This window comes from Massilia eburnea (genome assembly GCF_050709955.1).
GTDB lineage: Bacteria > Pseudomonadota > Gammaproteobacteria > Burkholderiales > Burkholderiaceae_D > Rugamonas > Rugamonas eburnea_A.
In genome coordinates this window covers 24,584-38,524 of the sequence record NZ_JBNZFX010000006.1, presented here as the reverse complement: position 1 = coordinate 38,524, position 13,941 = coordinate 24,584, and the positions used below count along the sequence as shown (strand labels likewise).

Annotated in this window: 15 protein-coding genes; 4 read left to right on the top strand and 11 right to left on the bottom strand. The window is 65.0% G+C overall.

The window, feature by feature from the left end:
- Positions 1-27: 27 nt before the first annotated feature.
- The 7 genes from ACQ4MM_RS05775 to leuS all read right to left on the bottom strand — a co-directional run bounded on the left by ACQ4MM_RS05775 (position 28) and on the right by leuS (position 8,724).
- Positions 28-1,299 carry a multidrug effflux MFS transporter gene (locus ACQ4MM_RS05775; RefSeq protein WP_431476489.1) on the bottom strand — a complete coding sequence of 424 codons (1,272 nt, stop codon included), beginning with the start codon at positions 1,297-1,299 and terminating at the stop codon, positions 28-30.
- A 98-nt stretch (positions 1,300-1,397) separates the two neighbouring features.
- Positions 1,398-2,603, bottom strand: a complete 1,206-nt coding sequence (locus ACQ4MM_RS05770; RefSeq protein WP_431476488.1) for a THUMP domain-containing class I SAM-dependent RNA methyltransferase — start codon at positions 2,601-2,603, stop codon at positions 1,398-1,400.
- Positions 2,604-2,731: 128 nt separating this feature from the next.
- Complete coding sequence (locus ACQ4MM_RS05765) at positions 2,732-3,148, bottom strand: CopD family protein (RefSeq protein WP_431476487.1); 417 nt, start codon at positions 3,146-3,148, stop codon at positions 2,732-2,734.
- A 3-nt stretch (positions 3,149-3,151) separates the two neighbouring features.
- The gene (locus ACQ4MM_RS05760) at positions 3,152-4,423 is read right to left on the bottom strand and encodes a glutamate-5-semialdehyde dehydrogenase (protein ID WP_431476486.1); all 1,272 of its coding nucleotides are present in this window, start codon (positions 4,421-4,423) and stop codon (positions 3,152-3,154) included.
- A gap of 4 nt (positions 4,424-4,427) precedes the next feature.
- Positions 4,428-5,444: a DNA polymerase III subunit delta gene (gene holA / locus ACQ4MM_RS05755; RefSeq protein ID WP_431476485.1), complete on the bottom strand. Its 1,017-nt coding sequence runs from the start codon at positions 5,442-5,444 to the stop codon at positions 4,428-4,430.
- A gap of 9 nt (positions 5,445-5,453) precedes the next feature.
- Positions 5,454-6,095 (bottom strand): LPS assembly lipoprotein LptE, encoded by a 642-nt coding sequence (gene lptE / locus ACQ4MM_RS05750; protein ID WP_431476484.1) that lies wholly within the window; start codon positions 6,093-6,095, stop codon positions 5,454-5,456.
- Positions 6,096-6,102: 7 nt separating this feature from the next.
- Positions 6,103-8,724, bottom strand: coding sequence for a leucine--tRNA ligase (gene leuS / locus ACQ4MM_RS05745; protein WP_431476483.1), 2,622 nt, complete (start codon positions 8,722-8,724; stop codon positions 6,103-6,105).
- A 69-nt stretch (positions 8,725-8,793) separates the two neighbouring features.
- Here leuS and ACQ4MM_RS05740 point away from each other — a divergent pair, with 69 nt between their 5' ends.
- The 4 genes from ACQ4MM_RS05740 to map all read left to right on the top strand — a co-directional run bounded on the left by ACQ4MM_RS05740 (position 8,794) and on the right by map (position 11,674).
- A complete protein-coding gene (locus tag ACQ4MM_RS05740) occupies positions 8,794-9,636 on the top strand; it encodes an AraC family transcriptional regulator (RefSeq protein WP_431476482.1) in 843 nt (280 codons plus the stop codon).
- A 206-nt stretch (positions 9,637-9,842) separates the two neighbouring features.
- Positions 9,843-10,427 (top strand): hypothetical protein, encoded by a 585-nt coding sequence (locus tag ACQ4MM_RS05735; protein WP_431476481.1) that lies wholly within the window; start codon positions 9,843-9,845, stop codon positions 10,425-10,427.
- Between the two features lie 74 nt (positions 10,428-10,501).
- Positions 10,502-10,867 carry a VOC family protein gene (locus ACQ4MM_RS05730; RefSeq protein WP_431476480.1) on the top strand — a complete coding sequence of 122 codons (366 nt, stop codon included), beginning with the start codon at positions 10,502-10,504 and terminating at the stop codon, positions 10,865-10,867.
- 15 nt (positions 10,868-10,882) lie between these two features.
- Positions 10,883-11,674 carry a type I methionyl aminopeptidase gene (map, locus tag ACQ4MM_RS05725; RefSeq protein ID WP_431476479.1) on the top strand — a complete coding sequence of 264 codons (792 nt, stop codon included), beginning with the start codon at positions 10,883-10,885 and terminating at the stop codon, positions 11,672-11,674.
- 57 nt (positions 11,675-11,731) lie between these two features.
- On the opposite strand, the gene ACQ4MM_RS05720 is transcribed toward map, so the two are convergent.
- Genes ACQ4MM_RS05720 through dapB form a run of 4 tightly spaced genes read right to left on the bottom strand, consistent with a single transcriptional unit; the run spans position 11,732 to position 13,941 of the window.
- Positions 11,732-12,049: a barstar family protein gene (locus ACQ4MM_RS05720; protein ID WP_431476478.1), complete on the bottom strand. Its 318-nt coding sequence runs from the start codon at positions 12,047-12,049 to the stop codon at positions 11,732-11,734.
- Entirely contained in the window at positions 12,049-12,471 is a 423-nt protein-coding gene (locus ACQ4MM_RS05715) for an ExbD/TolR family protein (protein ID WP_431476477.1), read from the bottom strand. Before ACQ4MM_RS05715 ends, ACQ4MM_RS05720 begins: the two co-directional genes overlap by 1 nt.
- A gap of 4 nt (positions 12,472-12,475) precedes the next feature.
- Complete coding sequence (locus tag ACQ4MM_RS05710; RefSeq protein ID WP_431476476.1) at positions 12,476-13,132, bottom strand: MotA/TolQ/ExbB proton channel family protein; 657 nt, start codon at positions 13,130-13,132, stop codon at positions 12,476-12,478.
- Entirely contained in the window at positions 13,132-13,941 is an 810-nt protein-coding gene (gene dapB, locus ACQ4MM_RS05705) for a 4-hydroxy-tetrahydrodipicolinate reductase (RefSeq protein ID WP_431476475.1), read from the bottom strand. The genes ACQ4MM_RS05710 and dapB overlap by 1 nt, the downstream gene beginning before the upstream one ends.

Genomic DNA, 13,941 nt, shown 5'->3' with positions numbered 1-13,941 from the left:
CTAATTTACTTAATACCAACAATATTTTCAAACAGGCACTATCTTGCGCCGGAGTGAGCGCGCCGTCAACCACAGTCCCAGCGCGACCAGCGCCAGCGCCAGCTGGCCCGCTGCCAGCCACAGGAAGGAATGCGAAGCGAGCGGCGCCAGCACGCCGGCCACCAGGGCGCCCAGCAGGGTGGTGGCAAACGATTGCACCGAGGCCACCGTGCCGCGGATGTGGGGGAACAGGTCGAGCGCCAGCAGGGTGGCGGCCGGCGCCGCCATCGACATGCCGAAGGTGTAGAAGAACAGCGGCAGCACGCTCCATGGCAGCGCCGGCCCGGCCAGCAGGTGGTAGCCGAGGTTGACCGTGGCCGCCGTGATCAGGAAGCAAAAGCCGATCCCGATCTGGCGCATGAAGCTGGTCTTGCCGGCGATGCGGTTGGCGGCCAGGGCGCCCAGGAAGATGCCGGAAACGGCCGGCACGAACAGCCAGGCGAATTGATCGGGTCCCAGGTGCAGCTGGGCCGGCAGCGCCACCGGCGCGGCCGTGATGTACAGGAACAGGCCGGCGAAGTTGAAGGCCACCACGCCGGTCTTCAGGTGGAACAGCGGCGAGGACAGGATGGCCTTGTAATTGCGCCACAGGTAGCGCGGGTTGAACGGCTGCCGCTTGTCGCGCGGCAGCGTGTCGGGCAGGCGCAGGTAGCAGACGATGAACAGCAGCACCGTGTAGCCGGCCAGCGCCAGGAAAATGGTGCGCCAGTCGGAATATTTGACGATCAGGCCGCCCAGCACCGGCGCCACGGCAGGTGCGATGGCGAAGATCATGGTCACCAGCGACAGCAGGCGCGCGGCGGCGGCATCGGCATACAGGTCGCGGATGATGGCGCGCCCGACCACCACCCCGGCGCCGGCCGACACGCCTTGCAGCACGCGGAAGAACCACAGGTATTGCACCGAATGCGCGGCGGCGCAGCCCACCGTGCCCAGCAGGAAGGCCACCAGCGACACCAGGATCACGTTGCGGCGGCCGAAGGCGTCCGACAGCGCGCCATGCCACAGCACCATGCCGGCAAAGGCCAGCATATAAGCTGTCAGCGATTGCTGGACTTCGATCGGTGTCGCATGCAGCGTGGCCTGGATGTTGGGAAATGCGGGGAGATAGGCGTCGATCGAGAACGGCCCCAGCATCGACAGGCTGGCCAGCACTGCCGCCAGTGCCCCCGGCCCCAAAGGCTTGCGCTGCCGCGCCTCCGGCTCAGGAATGGCGACCGGGGCGTCGGGCGGCGGCGGGGGCGTAGGCGTAGAAAGCATCAAATGTCCACTTGGGGCGGTACGGCGTTCCGGCAGGAACGGAAGTGGACATTTTCGCAGGAAATGTCCACTTTTGTTCCTGACCCCAAAGTGGACATTTACTCGCTGGCGGGCGCGTCGGCCTGCGGCTTGCGGTTGAAGCCGGCCACCATGTCGAAACGGAACAGGCGGCATTCGAGCGCGCCGTTGAAGAATGGCGTCTTGCGCGATTCTTTCAGGCGCAGCATCTTCGGCAGGCCCAGGTCGGCGGTGAACAGGTAGGCGGTCCAGCCGGAGAAGCGCTGCTTCAGCGTGGTCGAGAAGGCACTGTAGAAGCTTTTCGCCAGTTCGTCCTCTTCCAGGCCGGCGTCGCCGCGCACGCCGATGCGCTCGCCGTACGGCGGGTTGGTCAGCAGGATGCCCGGCTCCTTGCTCGGCGCCTGCACCTGCTGCGCTTCGATCTGCTTGAGCGGGACCTCGAACAGGATGCCGGCGCTCTTCAGGTTGTGGCGCGCCATCGCTACCATGTCGCCCGAAATATCGGAGCCGAAGATGGTCGGCTCGGCCGGCAGCGGATTGGGCTTGAAGTCGCTCTTCATCTGCAGCCACGGCTCCGGGTCGAAGTCGTGGAATTTCTCGAAGGCGAAGCGGCGCCGCGCGCCCGGCGGGATGCCCTGCACCATCTGCGCCGCTTCGCACAGGATAGTGCCGGAGCCGCACATCGGGTCGAACAGCGGCACGCCCGGCTTCCAGCCCGACACCCGCAGCAGGCCGGCGGCCAGGTTCTCGCGCAGCGGCGCGTCGCCGGTCTCTTCCCGCCAGCCGCGCTTGAACAGCGCTTCGCCGGAGGTGTCGAGGTAGACCATGAACTGGCGCTGGTCGAGGAAGCCGAAGATGCGCATGTCCGGTTCGCGCGTGTTGACCGACGGGCGTTTGTTGTACATGTCGCGGAAGCGGTCGCATACCGCATCCTTGATTTTCAGCGTGGTGAATTCCAGCGATTTCAACGGCGACTTGATGGCGGTGACGTCAACCCGGATGGTGTGGTGCACGCCGAACCATTCTTCCCAAGGTTGGCCCAGCACCAGGTCGTAAATGTCGTTTTCGTTCTGGTAGTGGCACACGCCCATGCGCATCAGGACGCGCGAGGCGATGCGCGAATGCAGGTTGATGCGGTAGGCGTCGTACAGGTCGCCGGAGGCGTGCACGCCGCCGGGGACCTGGTTGTGGACCTTCATGGTCGGGCTCATGGCCGCGATTTCGGTCAGTTCTTCCGCCAGGGCGGCTTCCAGGCCGCGCGGGCATGGGCAGAAATATGATGGCATTTGGGGGACCCTTTATCCGTTGTTTGAATCAAAACCGGTAAACCAGGGTCTGACCCAAGGGTCAGACCCGCCTACGCGGCCGTCACCGGTCGGGTCAGACCCTTGGGTCTGACCCTGATTTACCGGTTTTAGAAAGGCTTGACGACCACCAGAATCACGATCGCCAGCAACATCAACACCGGCACTTCATTGAACCACCGGTAGAACACATGACCGCGCGTATTGACGCCACGTTCAAATTTTTTCAGCAGCGAGCCGCAGGCGTGGTGGTAGCCCACCAACAGCAGCACCATGCCTAATTTGGCATGCAGCCAGCCGGGCATCTTGGCGCCGTATTGCAGCGCCACCAGCCAGATCCCGAAACCCACCGCCGGCAGCGCCAGCATGGTGGTGAAGCGGTACAGCTTGCGCGCCATCGTCAGCAGCCGCTCGGTGCTCGGGCCCGAGGTGTCCATCGCCAGGTTCACGAAAATCCGCGGCAGGTAGAACAGCCCCGACATCCAGGACACGATGAAGACGATATGCAGCGCTTTGATCCAGAGCATTCGTTACTTTCTAATCTCTCCGTGGCCGAACACCACGTATTTAAGGGAAGTCAGGCCTTCCAGCCCGACCGGGCCGCGTGCGTGCAGCTTGTCGTTGGAGATGCCGATCTCGGCGCCCAGGCCGTATTCGAAGCCGTCCGCGAAGCGCGTCGAGGCGTTGATCATCACCGACGACGAATCGACTTCGCGCAGGAAGCGCATCGCCGCGCTGTAGTCCTCGGTGACGATCGCTTCGGTGTGCTTGGACGACCAGGTATTGCAATGTTCGATGGCGGCATCCAGCCCGTCCACCACGCGCACCGCCAGGATCGGCGCCAGGTATTCGGTGGCCCAGTCTTGTTCCGTGGCGTGCGCCAGGTGCGGGTAGGCGCAAGCGCTCAGGATGGCGTGCGCCTCGGCGTCGGCGCGCAGCTCGACCTGCTCGCTGGCGTAGCGCGCGGCCAGCTGCGGCAGCACTTCGGCGGCGACGGCGCGCGCCACCAGCAGCGTTTCCATGGTGTTGCAGGTGCCGTAGCGGTGGCACTTGGCGTTGAAGCCGATGTCGAGCGCTTTGGCGAGGTCGGCGCGTGCGTCGATATACACGTGGCAGATGCCGTCCAGGTGCTTGATCATCGGCACCGTGGCTTCTTGCATCAGGCGCGCGATCAGGCCCTTGCCGCCGCGCGGTACGATCACGTCCACGAACTGCGGCATGGTGATCAGGGCGCCGACGGCGGCGCGGTCGGTGGTGTCGACCACCTGCACGCCGTCAGCCGGCAGGCCGGCGCCGCTCAAGCCGTCGGCCACCAGGCGCGCCAGCGCGCGGTTGCAATGGATCGCTTCCGAGCCGCCGCGCAGGATGGTGGCGTTGCCGCTCTTGATGCACAGGCCGGCCGCGTCCACCGTCACGTTGGGGCGCGCTTCGTAGATGATGCCGATCACGCCCAGCGGCACGCGCATCTGGCCGACCTGGATGCCGGATGGGCGGATTTTCACGTTCGAGATTTCGCCCACCGGGTCGGGCAGCGCGACCACCTGGCGCAAGCCTTCCACCATGGTGGCAATCGCCTTGTCGGTCAGCGCCAGGCGGTCCAGCATGGCCGGCGCCAGGCCGGCGGCGCGCGCGGCGGCCAGGTCTTGCTGGTTGGCCTCGCGCAGGGCCGGCGCTTCGCGCTCGATCGCTTCGGCGATCAGCTGCAACGCACGGTTGCGGGTGGCGCTGTCGGCGCGCGCCATGGCGCGCGATGCGGCGCGGGCGCGCTGGCCGATGTCCTGCATGTACTGCTTGATGTCCATTTGATTACCCTCTTGCGACGCGCAAAGCCAATTGCAGCATGGCATCCCACTGGTCGCCGGCGAACGCCTTGGCGCGCAGCCCCTTGACCATGCGGTCGACCTGGGCCGCCTGCTGCATCGCCGCCTCCAGCGTGGGTAGCGCAATGCGGCGCAGCGCCGGCTCCATCAGCCGTTCGCGCGGGCCCCAGATGCGGTATTCCTTCAGGAGCGCCGGCAGCGGACGGCCCTGGGCCATGCCTGCCTTTAATTTTAGCAGTGTGCGGATTTCTTCGGAGACGGCCCACAACACCAGCGGCAGCGCCTCGCCTTCGCCCTTCAAGCCTTCCAGCATGCGGATCAGGCGCGCGGTGTCGCCTGACAGCATGGCTTCGGACAGCTTGAACACGTCGTAGCGCGCCACATTGAGCACGGCGTCCTGCACCTGCTGGTGGGCCAGCTTGCCCGGCTCGTGCAGCAAGCCGAGTTTCTGGATTTCCTGGTGTGCCGCCAGCAGGTTGCCTTCGACGCGGTCGGCGATGAAGTCCAGGCTGGCGCGCTCCGCGCTCTGCCCTTGTGCGGCAAGCCGGTTCGCAATCCATCCCGGCAGCGCATTGCGCTCGATGTTCGGGATGTCGATGTACACGGCGGCCTGCTGCAAGGCCGCCACCCATGCCGCCTTCTGCGTCTGCCAGTCCAGCTTGGGCAGCGTGATCAGCGTCAGGTTGTCGGGTGATAAATCTTTCGCGTAAGCCTGCAGCGCGGCGCCGCCATCCTTGCCCGGCTTGCCGGACGGGATGCGCAGCTCGATCAGCTTCTTGTCGCCGAACAGGCTCATGGCCTGATTCGCCGCCAGCAGCTCGCCCCATTTGAAGTTGCGTTCGACCGACAGCACCTCGCGCTCGGAATAGCCTTGCGCGCGGGCGGCGCGCCGGATCTTGTCGGCCGCCTCCAGCGCCAGCAAGTGTTCGTCGCTGGTGATCACGTACAGCGGGGCCAGCGTCTTGGCGACGTGGCCGTCCAGGGCGTCGGCGCGCAACTGCATGGCGCGCCCTTAGCGGACCGGCGGCGCGGCCGGCGCGGTAGGGGCGCTCACGTCGGGCGCCGACAGCACGCCAGGCAGCACGCCGGACGGGGTCGGCGCCGGCGCCGGGTTGCCGGGCTTGATGGCCGCCATGCGGCGCATCATCTGCTGCACCAGGTCGGCCTGCATGTCCTTGTACAGCAAGGCTTCTTCCTGCTCTTTGGCCAAGAGCTGGGTCTCGCTGAAGGTGATCGGGCGGCCCAGCACGATATTGGTCGGCGCCAGCAGTTCATTGCCGGCCTTGTCGGTCACGCGGAACAGGATGTTGTAGCTGAGCAGGTATTCGCGCACGCGGCCATTGCTGTTCAAGGACAGGATCGACTTGGTGCGGGTCTTTTCCGGGTTGGTCAGCACTTCGATCACGCCGTCCGCCTCGGCCTTGCTGGCCGCCACCGTGGTGTGGCCGTTGACGCGGATATTGCGTTTCAGCTCGATCGCCAGCGGCGACGACTCCGGCAAGCCCACGTACATGGCGTTGAACGGCAGCGTATACGTGCCGCCCGAGCCGCGCAGGTGGAAGCCGCAGCCGGTGGCCACGGCAGCTACGCCCAGCGCAGCCAGCGCCAGCATGGTGCGGCGCAGGGCGCCGCGGGATTTCAGAGTCGTCGTCATCTTTGCCTTACACCACGATATTGACCAATTTGCCCGGTACCACGATGACCTTCTTCGGCGCGCCTTCCAGGAACTTCTGCACGCTTTCCTCGGCCAGCGCGGCCGCTTCAATGGCAGCCTTGTCGGCGGCCTTCGGCACTTTCACCGAGCCGCGCAGCTTGCCGTTGACCTGGATCATCAGCTCGATCTCGGACTGCTCCAGCGCGGCCGGATCGACCTGCGGCCAGGCTGCATCCAGGATGTCGCCGGCGTAAGCCATTTCCTGCCACAGCACGTGGGTGATGTGCGGCGCCACTGGATTCAGCAGGCGCAGGAAGATGGCATAGCCTTCGGCCAGCACGGCCGGCTCGACGCCTTTGGCCGATTCCAGCGTGTTGAGCATCTTCATGCAGGCGGAAACCACGGTGTTGTACTGGATGCGCTTGATGTCGTAGTCGGCCTGTTGCAGCACCTTGTGCACTTCGCGGCGCAGCGCCTTGCCGTCATCGGTGGCGGCAACGGCGGCCAGCGGCGAACCGGCAGCGCGGATCGCGTCCCGCTGGGCGAAGCCGAAGTTCCACACGCGCTTCAGGTAGCGGTTGGCGCCTTCCACGCCGGAGCCGGACCACTCCAGGGTCTGCTCCGGCGGCGAAGCGAACATGGTGAACAGGCGCGCGGTGTCGGCGCCGTATTGCTCAATCTGCACTTGCGGGTCGATGCCGTTGTTCTTCGACTTGGACATCTTCTCGATGCCGCCCAGATTCACCGGCGCTCCGTCGGCCTTCAGCACGGCCGATACCGGGCGGCCGCGGTCGTCGGTGGTCAGGGTCACGTCGTCCGGGTTGAACCAGTGCTTCTTGCCCGAGGCTTCCTCGCGGTAGTAGGTCTCGTTCAGCACCATGCCCTGGGTCAGCAGGTTGGTGAACGGCTCGTCGAACTTCACCAGGCCGAAGTCGCGCATCACCTTGGTCCAGAAGCGCGCGTACAAGAGGTGCAGCACGGCATGCTCGATGCCGCCAATGTACTGGTCCATCGGCATCCAGTAATCGTTGCGGGCGTCGATCATCGCCTGCTCGCTGCCCGGCGAGGTATACCGCATGTAGTACCAGCACGAGTCGACGAAGGTGTCCATGGTGTCGGTCTCGCGGCGCGCCGGCTTGCCGCATTGCGGGCAGTCGCACTTGAGGAAGGCTTCATGCTTGTTCAGCGGGTTGCCGGTGCCGTCCGGCACGCAGTCTTCCGGCAGCACCACCGGCAGGTCCTTTTCAGGCACCGGCACCGAGCCGCAGGAATCGCAGTGGATCATCGGGATCGGGGTGCCCCAGTAGCGCTGGCGCGAAATGCCCCAGTCGCGCAGGCGGAAGGTGGTCTTCTTCTCGCCCAGGCCCTTGGCGGCCAGGTCGGCAGCGATGGCTTCCAGCGCTTCGCTGTAGCGCAGGCCGTCGTACTTGCCGGAGTTGGTGACCACGGCGACGGCCTTGTCGCCGTACCATTCCTGCCAGGCCTCGTCGCTGAAGCTCTGGCCTTCGGCGGCGATCACCTGCTTGATCGGCAGCTGGTATTTTTTCGCGAAGGCGAAGTCGCGCTCGTCGTGCGCCGGCACGCCCATCACGGCGCCATCGCCGTAGGTCATCAGGACGTAGTTGCCGATCCAGACTTCGACTTGTGCGCCGGTGATCGGGTGGCTCACGAACAGGCCGGTCGGCATGCCCTTCTTCTCCATGGTGGCCATGTCGGCCTCGATCACGGAGCCCATCTTGCATTCGGCGATGAAGGCTTGCAGTTCCGGCTTGTCCTGCGCGGCGTGGGCGGCCAGCGGGTGCTCGGCGGCCACGGCGCAGAAGGTCACGCCCATCACGGTGTCGGGACGGGTGGTGAACACGAACAGCTTGCCGTCATTGATCAACTGGCCGTCGGCGCCGGCGATGCTGTGCGGGAAGGCGAAGCGCACGCCGGTCGACTTGCCGATCCAGTTCGACTGCATGATGCGCACGCGCTCAGGCCAGCCCGGCAGCTTGTGGTCGACGTAGTCCAGCAGCTCGTCGGCGTAGTCGGTGATGCGCACGTAGTACATCGGGATTTCGCGCTTTTCGATCAGCGCGCCGGAACGCCAGCCGCGGCCGTCGACCACCTGCTCGTTGGCCAGCACGGTCTGGTCGACCGGGTCCCAGTTCACGGTACCGGTTTTCTGGTAGATGATGCCTTTTTCCAGCATCTTCAGGAACATCCACTGGTTCCACTTGTAGTATTCCGGCTTGCAGGCCGCCATCTCGCGCGACCAGTCGATCGCCAGGCCCATCGACTCCATCTGCTGTTTCATGTGGTCGATGTTGGAATAAGTCCATTTGGCCGGCGGCACGTTGTTGGCCATGGCCGCGTTTTCGGCCGGCATGCCGAAGGCGTCCCAGCCCATCGGCATCAGCACGTTGTAGCCGTTCATCCGCAGGTAGCGGTACATCACGTCATTGATCGTATAGTTGCGCACGTGGCCCATGTGCAGCTTGCCCGATGGGTAAGGCAGCATCGAGCAAGCGTAGTACTTGCCTTTAGGGAAACGCGGGTCGTTTTCGACCGCCTTGTAGGCGTCGATCGCCTTCCAGTGCGATTGGGCGGCTTGTTCGACTTCTGCTGGACTATATTTTTCTTGCATGATGGAGCGCACTAAAATGAGAGGATATGAACCGGACATTATAACAATGCATTGGTGCGGCGCGTCAGAATGAGATATCAGGAATTTCCGCCCCCGCCGGGGCTAGCCGGCTTGGTGGACTGCTTGTGGCTGTCCGATGCCCCTGCCGCGCCGCCGGCGGCCGCCGCGCCGGCCCCGGTCTTGCACCGGGTGCTGCCGGATAATTGCACCGATATCCTGTGGCAGGACAGCGGCGCGGCTTTCTTTGTCGGCATGATGAGCAGCTGGTTCGATGTGCCGGCGGCGCGCCCCGTGCGCACGGTGGCGGTGCGCTTTCGGCCGGGGGCGGCCAGCCTGTTCCTGGGGCCGGGACAAGCTCCCATCGCGCTGGCCGGCCTGGCCGACGAGCGCGCCGAGCTCGAGCTGCTGTGGGGCCGCTCGGTTGCCGACCGGCTCGGCGACGCCCTATGGTCGGTGGCGCGCAGCGATGCCGAACGCCTGGCGCTGCTGACCGAGGCGCTGTATGCCCGCCTCTCGGTTGCCCCGGCTGGCGCCCGCGCCGCCACTGCCCTGGCCTCGCGCATCGCCGCCGCCGCACCGGCCGGCCAGGTGCTCGCCTTGCGCGCGGTGACCGAACTGGAGTCCAGCGGCGGGGCCTTACGCGTGGAAACGCTGGCGGCCGCGCTTGGCGTCTCGCGCCAATACCTCGCCAACCAGTTCCGCGACCACGTCGGCCTGTCGCCCAAACTGTTCGCCCGCATCTGCCGCTTCCGCGCCGCCCGCGCCTCCGCCCTCGCAGCTGAGCCTGGCCAGCAGGGGCACGACTGGGCCAGCCTCGCCCTCGACAGCGGCTACTTCGACCAATCCCACCTGATCCGCGACTTCCACGACTTCACCGGCACTTCGCCCGACGCCCACTTAGGCAAGCGGTGAGCCGCCCAACTCTGTCGCGAGAAAGTGCGATTTTCGGCCCGAATTGGCCTGACCAAACCGCTATTTCGTGCGAATTTCGGGAACTTTCCGTGATTTCGCCTGTCCAAAGGAAAAAATCACGAAAAAGGCCTAAAAATCGCACGAAATAGCGGTTTGGTCAGGCCAATTTACGGCAAAAATCGCACTTTCTCGCGAGGGAGAAGAAAATGACACCGAACCTTTGTATCGCCGTCTCCGCATCCACGCTGCGCGCCCTGCTCGACTTCCAAAGCGAGCATGACAATGAAATTGATCCTGCCGACCTGGCCGACCTGGCCATCCGCGACTGGCTGCACCAGCAACGCGAGCTCGCCAAACCTGCCGGACAGCGCGACTACTTTTGGAAGAAGCTCTTCCTTCCGGACGGCACCCGGCTGCGGGTCTCCAATCACATGACAACGCGCTATGCCGCAGTCGTTGGGGATGACCTTGTCTATGAGGCCATGACAACTTCCCCCAACCGGTTTGCGCAGATGACGCTTGGATCAGCGCGCAACGCCTGGGAGGTCGTTTATATTCAGATGCCAAGCCAGCGAGAATGGAAGCTGGCGCTGCGCTTGCGCTACGCGCTGGAAGCCGAGGCGCGCCGGGCAGCCAAGCACCCGCCAGCACCAGCGCGGTCGCATCCTTCCCCGCCACCCGCCCCGCAGCGCGCCGTGCCCGCCGGGGTTCTGCCTGCGCCACAATTGCGGCCTGACTGCGAAGAGCGGCGTAAGGCATTCCGCCGTGCAGAAGACCTGTTGCTCGACTAGTTTCCATTTTTCCAATCGCGAAGGCGGAGGGCATGGCAAGATGCGCCCATCACCCACCCATACAGGAGAACAGCATGATCAAAGGCCTGCGCACCGCGATTTACCCTACCCCCGACCTGGAAGCCGGCAAAGCCTGGTACAGCAAGGTATTCCAGAAAGAGCCCTACTTCGACCAGCCGTTCTACGTCGGCTTTGAAATCGGCGGCTTCGAGCTGGGCCTGCTGCCGGACGGCGAGCCCGGCAAGGCCGGCAGCCAGATCTACTGGGGCGTGGAAGACATCGCGCAAGAAGTCCAGCGCATCCTCGCGCTGGGAGCGAGCACTCACTCTGAAATCCAGGAAGTGGGCGAAGGGATCAAGGTGGCCGAACTGGCCGACCCGTTCGGCAACGTCCTGGGCCTGATTCAGAACCCGCATTTCGACAGGGCCAAGGTCGCGTGATACCATGCACCCCCTATGCGCAAACGCAATAACAAATCCATCCTGATCAAGACGCCCGACCAGATCGAGCTGGCCCGCGTGGCCGGCCAGCTGGCGGCCGACGTGCTGACTTTCATCGCCCCGTACGTCAAGCCGGGCGTCACGACCGCCCAGCTGGACCAGCTGTGCAACGACTACATCGTCAATACCCAGAAAGTCATCCCGGCCAACGTCGGCTATGGCGGCTTTACCGGCACCGTCTGCACCTCGGTCAACGAGGTGGTATGCCACGGCATCCCGTCAGACAAGAAGCTGCTGAAGGATGGCGACATCATCAACATCGACGTGGCGGTCATCAAGGATGAATGGTTTGGCGACACCAGCCGCATGTACTACGTCGGCACGCCGTCGAAAGCGGCGCAGAAGCTGTGCGAAGTGACATATGACGCGATGTGGGCCGGCATCCGCGCCGTCAAACCGGGCAAGCGCCTGGGCGACGTCGGGCATGCGATCCAGAAGCTGGCCGAAGCGGCCGGCTATAGTGTGGTGCGCGATTATTGCGGACATGGCATCGGCATGGTGTACCACGAAGACCCGCAGGTGCTGCATTACGGGCGTCCCGACACCGGCCTGCTGCTGGAGCCGGGCATGGTGTTTACCATCGAACCGATGATCAATGCGGGCAAGCACGCCACGCGCGCGCTGCCGGACGGCTGGACCGTCGTGACGGCCGACCGGTCGCTGTCGGCGCAGTGGGAGCATATGGTGGCGGTGACCGAGACCGGGTTTGACGTGTTGACGCTGGCGCCGGGCGAGCAAAACCGGTAAACCCGTGCCTGCCGCAAGTTGGGTCTGACCCTTGGGTCTGACCCGGATTTACCGGTTTTAGCGCAAGGTCAGCTTCAACGCCGGCTTTTCGCCGTAATCGTCGTAACGCTCATTGATGCCGCCGACGCAGTAAGTAATCTCTTCCAGCAAATCGGCCGGCAGCTTCGCCGCGTCAGTAATGACGATCTCCAGCACCTCGTTCGGCTTCAGCCTGAACTTGGTCATATTATCCTCATCGCGCAGGTAGGACAGGCAGTCGACCCAGGCATCGATAGTCGCGCCATAGCCCGACGGGAACCCAAGTTCCGCCTGGCAGGCTGCGTGGAAAGCTGCTTCATCGCCGATCGCGGCGCCGTTTAATGTGGCAATAGCCATTATTTCTTTTCCTTCGGATCGGTGACAAACCCAATGCGGGTCAGGCCATGCGACTGTGCCGCCGCCATCACCTGCGCCACCACTTCATAGCGGGTATCCTTGTCCGCCCGCAGCTGCAACTCCGGCTGCTGCGGCAAGCCCGCCGCCTCGGCCAGGCGCTGTTCCAGCTCGCCGGCCTGCAAGGCATCGTTATTCCAGTAAAGCGCGCCGGCGGCATCGATAGCCACGGTCACGGTATCGGCTTCCTGCTGCAGCGACTTGGCCTGCGCTTTCGGCAGCTCCAGTTGCACCGCATTGGTAAACATCGGCGCGCTGATGATGAAGATCACCAGCAGCACCAGCATCACGTCCACCATCGGCGTGACGTTGATGTCCGCCATGGCTTCCTTCTGCCGGTGATGGTTGAAGGAGCCGAATGCCATCAGTTCAATCCCGCGCCAGGTAAGCGTGCAAGTCGTGCGCGAAGGCGTCCAGCTCGGACAGCGTGATGCGGTTGATGCGGTTAAAGCCGTTGTACGCCAGCACCGCGGGAATCGCCACGGTCAGGCCGACGCCGGTCATGATCAAGGCTTCACCCACCGGCCCGGCCACCTTGTCGATCTGCACCGTGCCCTGCGCCGACACTGCCGCCAGCGCATGGTAGATGCCCCACACGGTGCCCAGCAGCCCGACAAACGGCGCGGTGGAAGCGATCGACGCCAGCAGCGTCAGGCCCGATTCCAGCCGCGTGGTCGAGACGTGGATCGCATCGCGCAGCACGCGCGTCACCTGCTCCGAACGCCCCATCTCGGCCGCGATACTGCCATTCTTGGCATGCGCCAGCTGGTGGGCGCCGGCCTGCGCCACCGCCGCAAAAACGCCTTCCCGGTCGCGCGCCGCCATCAGCGCCACCCCATCGGCTACCGACGGCGCATCCCAGAACCCCTGCACCACCGGCGCCGCGCGCCGGATGCGCCACGAGGCCCAGCCCTTCCACAGGATGAAGAACCAGGACGCGAGCGACATCGCCAGCAGCAGATAGGCCACGGCGTGGCTGATCGCATCGCCGCGCTGCCAGTAGCTGGCGAAGGTAAAGTGCTCCATCAGCCGTTCAGGCCCAGCACGTCGTACATATCGTACAAGCCGGTCTTCTTGTCGGCCAGGAAAGCTGCCGCGCGCAGCGAGCCGTTGGCATAGTGCTGGCGCGACGAGGACTTGTGGCTGATCTCGATGCGTTCGCCCTCGGTGGCAAACATCACGGTATGGTCGCCGATGATGTCGCCGCCGCGCACGGTGGCAAAGCCGATCTGCGAAGGGTCGCGCGGGCCGGTCACGCCTTCGCGCGCGAACACGCCGCACTGCTTCAGGTCGCGCCCCAGCGCATCGGCAATCACCTCGCCCATTTTCAGCGCGGTGCCGGACGGCGCGTCGACCTTGTGGCGGTGGTGCGCCTCGATGATCTCGATGTCGTAGCCGAGGTCGAACTGCTTGGCGGCAAACTCCAGCAATTTCAGGGTCACGTTGACGCCCACGCTCATGTTCGGCGCGAACACGATCGCGGTTTTCTGCGCCGCCGCGGCGATCGCCGCCTTGCCCGCCTCATCAAAGCCGGTGGTGCCGATCACCATCTTCACGCCGTGCTCGGCGCAGTAAGCCAGGTGGGCCAGGGTGCCTTCCGGGCGAGTGAAGTCGATCAGCACGTCGGCGCCGGCCAGGCCGGCAGCCAGGTCGGCGGTGATCGCCACGCCGGCCGGCTGGCCGGTGAAGGCGGCGGCGTCGCTGCCCAGGGCTGGCGCGCCCGCGCGGTCCAGGGCACCGGCCAGGCGCGCCTCGGGCGCCTTCTGCACCGCCTCGATCAACATATGGCCCATGCGGCCGCTGGCGCCGGCGATGGCGATATTCAATTGCGTCAT

Excerpts from the sequence above, each read along its gene's own strand:
- ACQ4MM_RS05775 (WP_431476489.1), bottom strand. The coding sequence starts at position 1,299 with ATGCTTTCTACGCCTACGCCCCCGCCGCCGCCCGACGCCCCGGTCGCC.
- ACQ4MM_RS05770 (WP_431476488.1), bottom strand. The coding sequence starts at position 2,603 with ATGCCATCATATTTCTGCCCATGCCCGCGCGGCCTGGAAGCCGCCCTG.
- ACQ4MM_RS05765 (WP_431476487.1), bottom strand. The coding sequence starts at position 3,148 with ATGCTCTGGATCAAAGCGCTGCATATCGTCTTCATCGTGTCCTGGATG.
- ACQ4MM_RS05760 (WP_431476486.1), bottom strand. The coding sequence starts at position 4,423 with ATGGACATCAAGCAGTACATGCAGGACATCGGCCAGCGCGCCCGCGCC.
- holA (WP_431476485.1), bottom strand. The coding sequence starts at position 5,444 with ATGCAGTTGCGCGCCGACGCCCTGGACGGCCACGTCGCCAAGACGCTG.
- lptE (WP_431476484.1), bottom strand. The coding sequence starts at position 6,095 with ATGACGACGACTCTGAAATCCCGCGGCGCCCTGCGCCGCACCATGCTG.
- leuS (WP_431476483.1), bottom strand. The coding sequence starts at position 8,724 with ATGCAAGAAAAATATAGTCCAGCAGAAGTCGAACAAGCCGCCCAATCG.
- ACQ4MM_RS05740 (WP_431476482.1), top strand. The coding sequence starts at position 8,794 with ATGAGATATCAGGAATTTCCGCCCCCGCCGGGGCTAGCCGGCTTGGTG.
- ACQ4MM_RS05735 (WP_431476481.1), top strand. The coding sequence starts at position 9,843 with ATGACACCGAACCTTTGTATCGCCGTCTCCGCATCCACGCTGCGCGCC.
- ACQ4MM_RS05730 (WP_431476480.1), top strand. The coding sequence starts at position 10,502 with ATGATCAAAGGCCTGCGCACCGCGATTTACCCTACCCCCGACCTGGAA.
- map (WP_431476479.1), top strand. The coding sequence starts at position 10,883 with ATGCGCAAACGCAATAACAAATCCATCCTGATCAAGACGCCCGACCAG.
- ACQ4MM_RS05720 (WP_431476478.1), bottom strand. The coding sequence starts at position 12,049 with ATGGCTATTGCCACATTAAACGGCGCCGCGATCGGCGATGAAGCAGCT.
- ACQ4MM_RS05715 (WP_431476477.1), bottom strand. The coding sequence starts at position 12,471 with ATGGCATTCGGCTCCTTCAACCATCACCGGCAGAAGGAAGCCATGGCG.
- ACQ4MM_RS05710 (WP_431476476.1), bottom strand. The coding sequence starts at position 13,132 with ATGGAGCACTTTACCTTCGCCAGCTACTGGCAGCGCGGCGATGCGATC.
- dapB (WP_431476475.1), bottom strand. The coding sequence starts at position 13,941 with ATGACGCAATTGAATATCGCCATCGCCGGCGCCAGCGGCCGCATGGGC.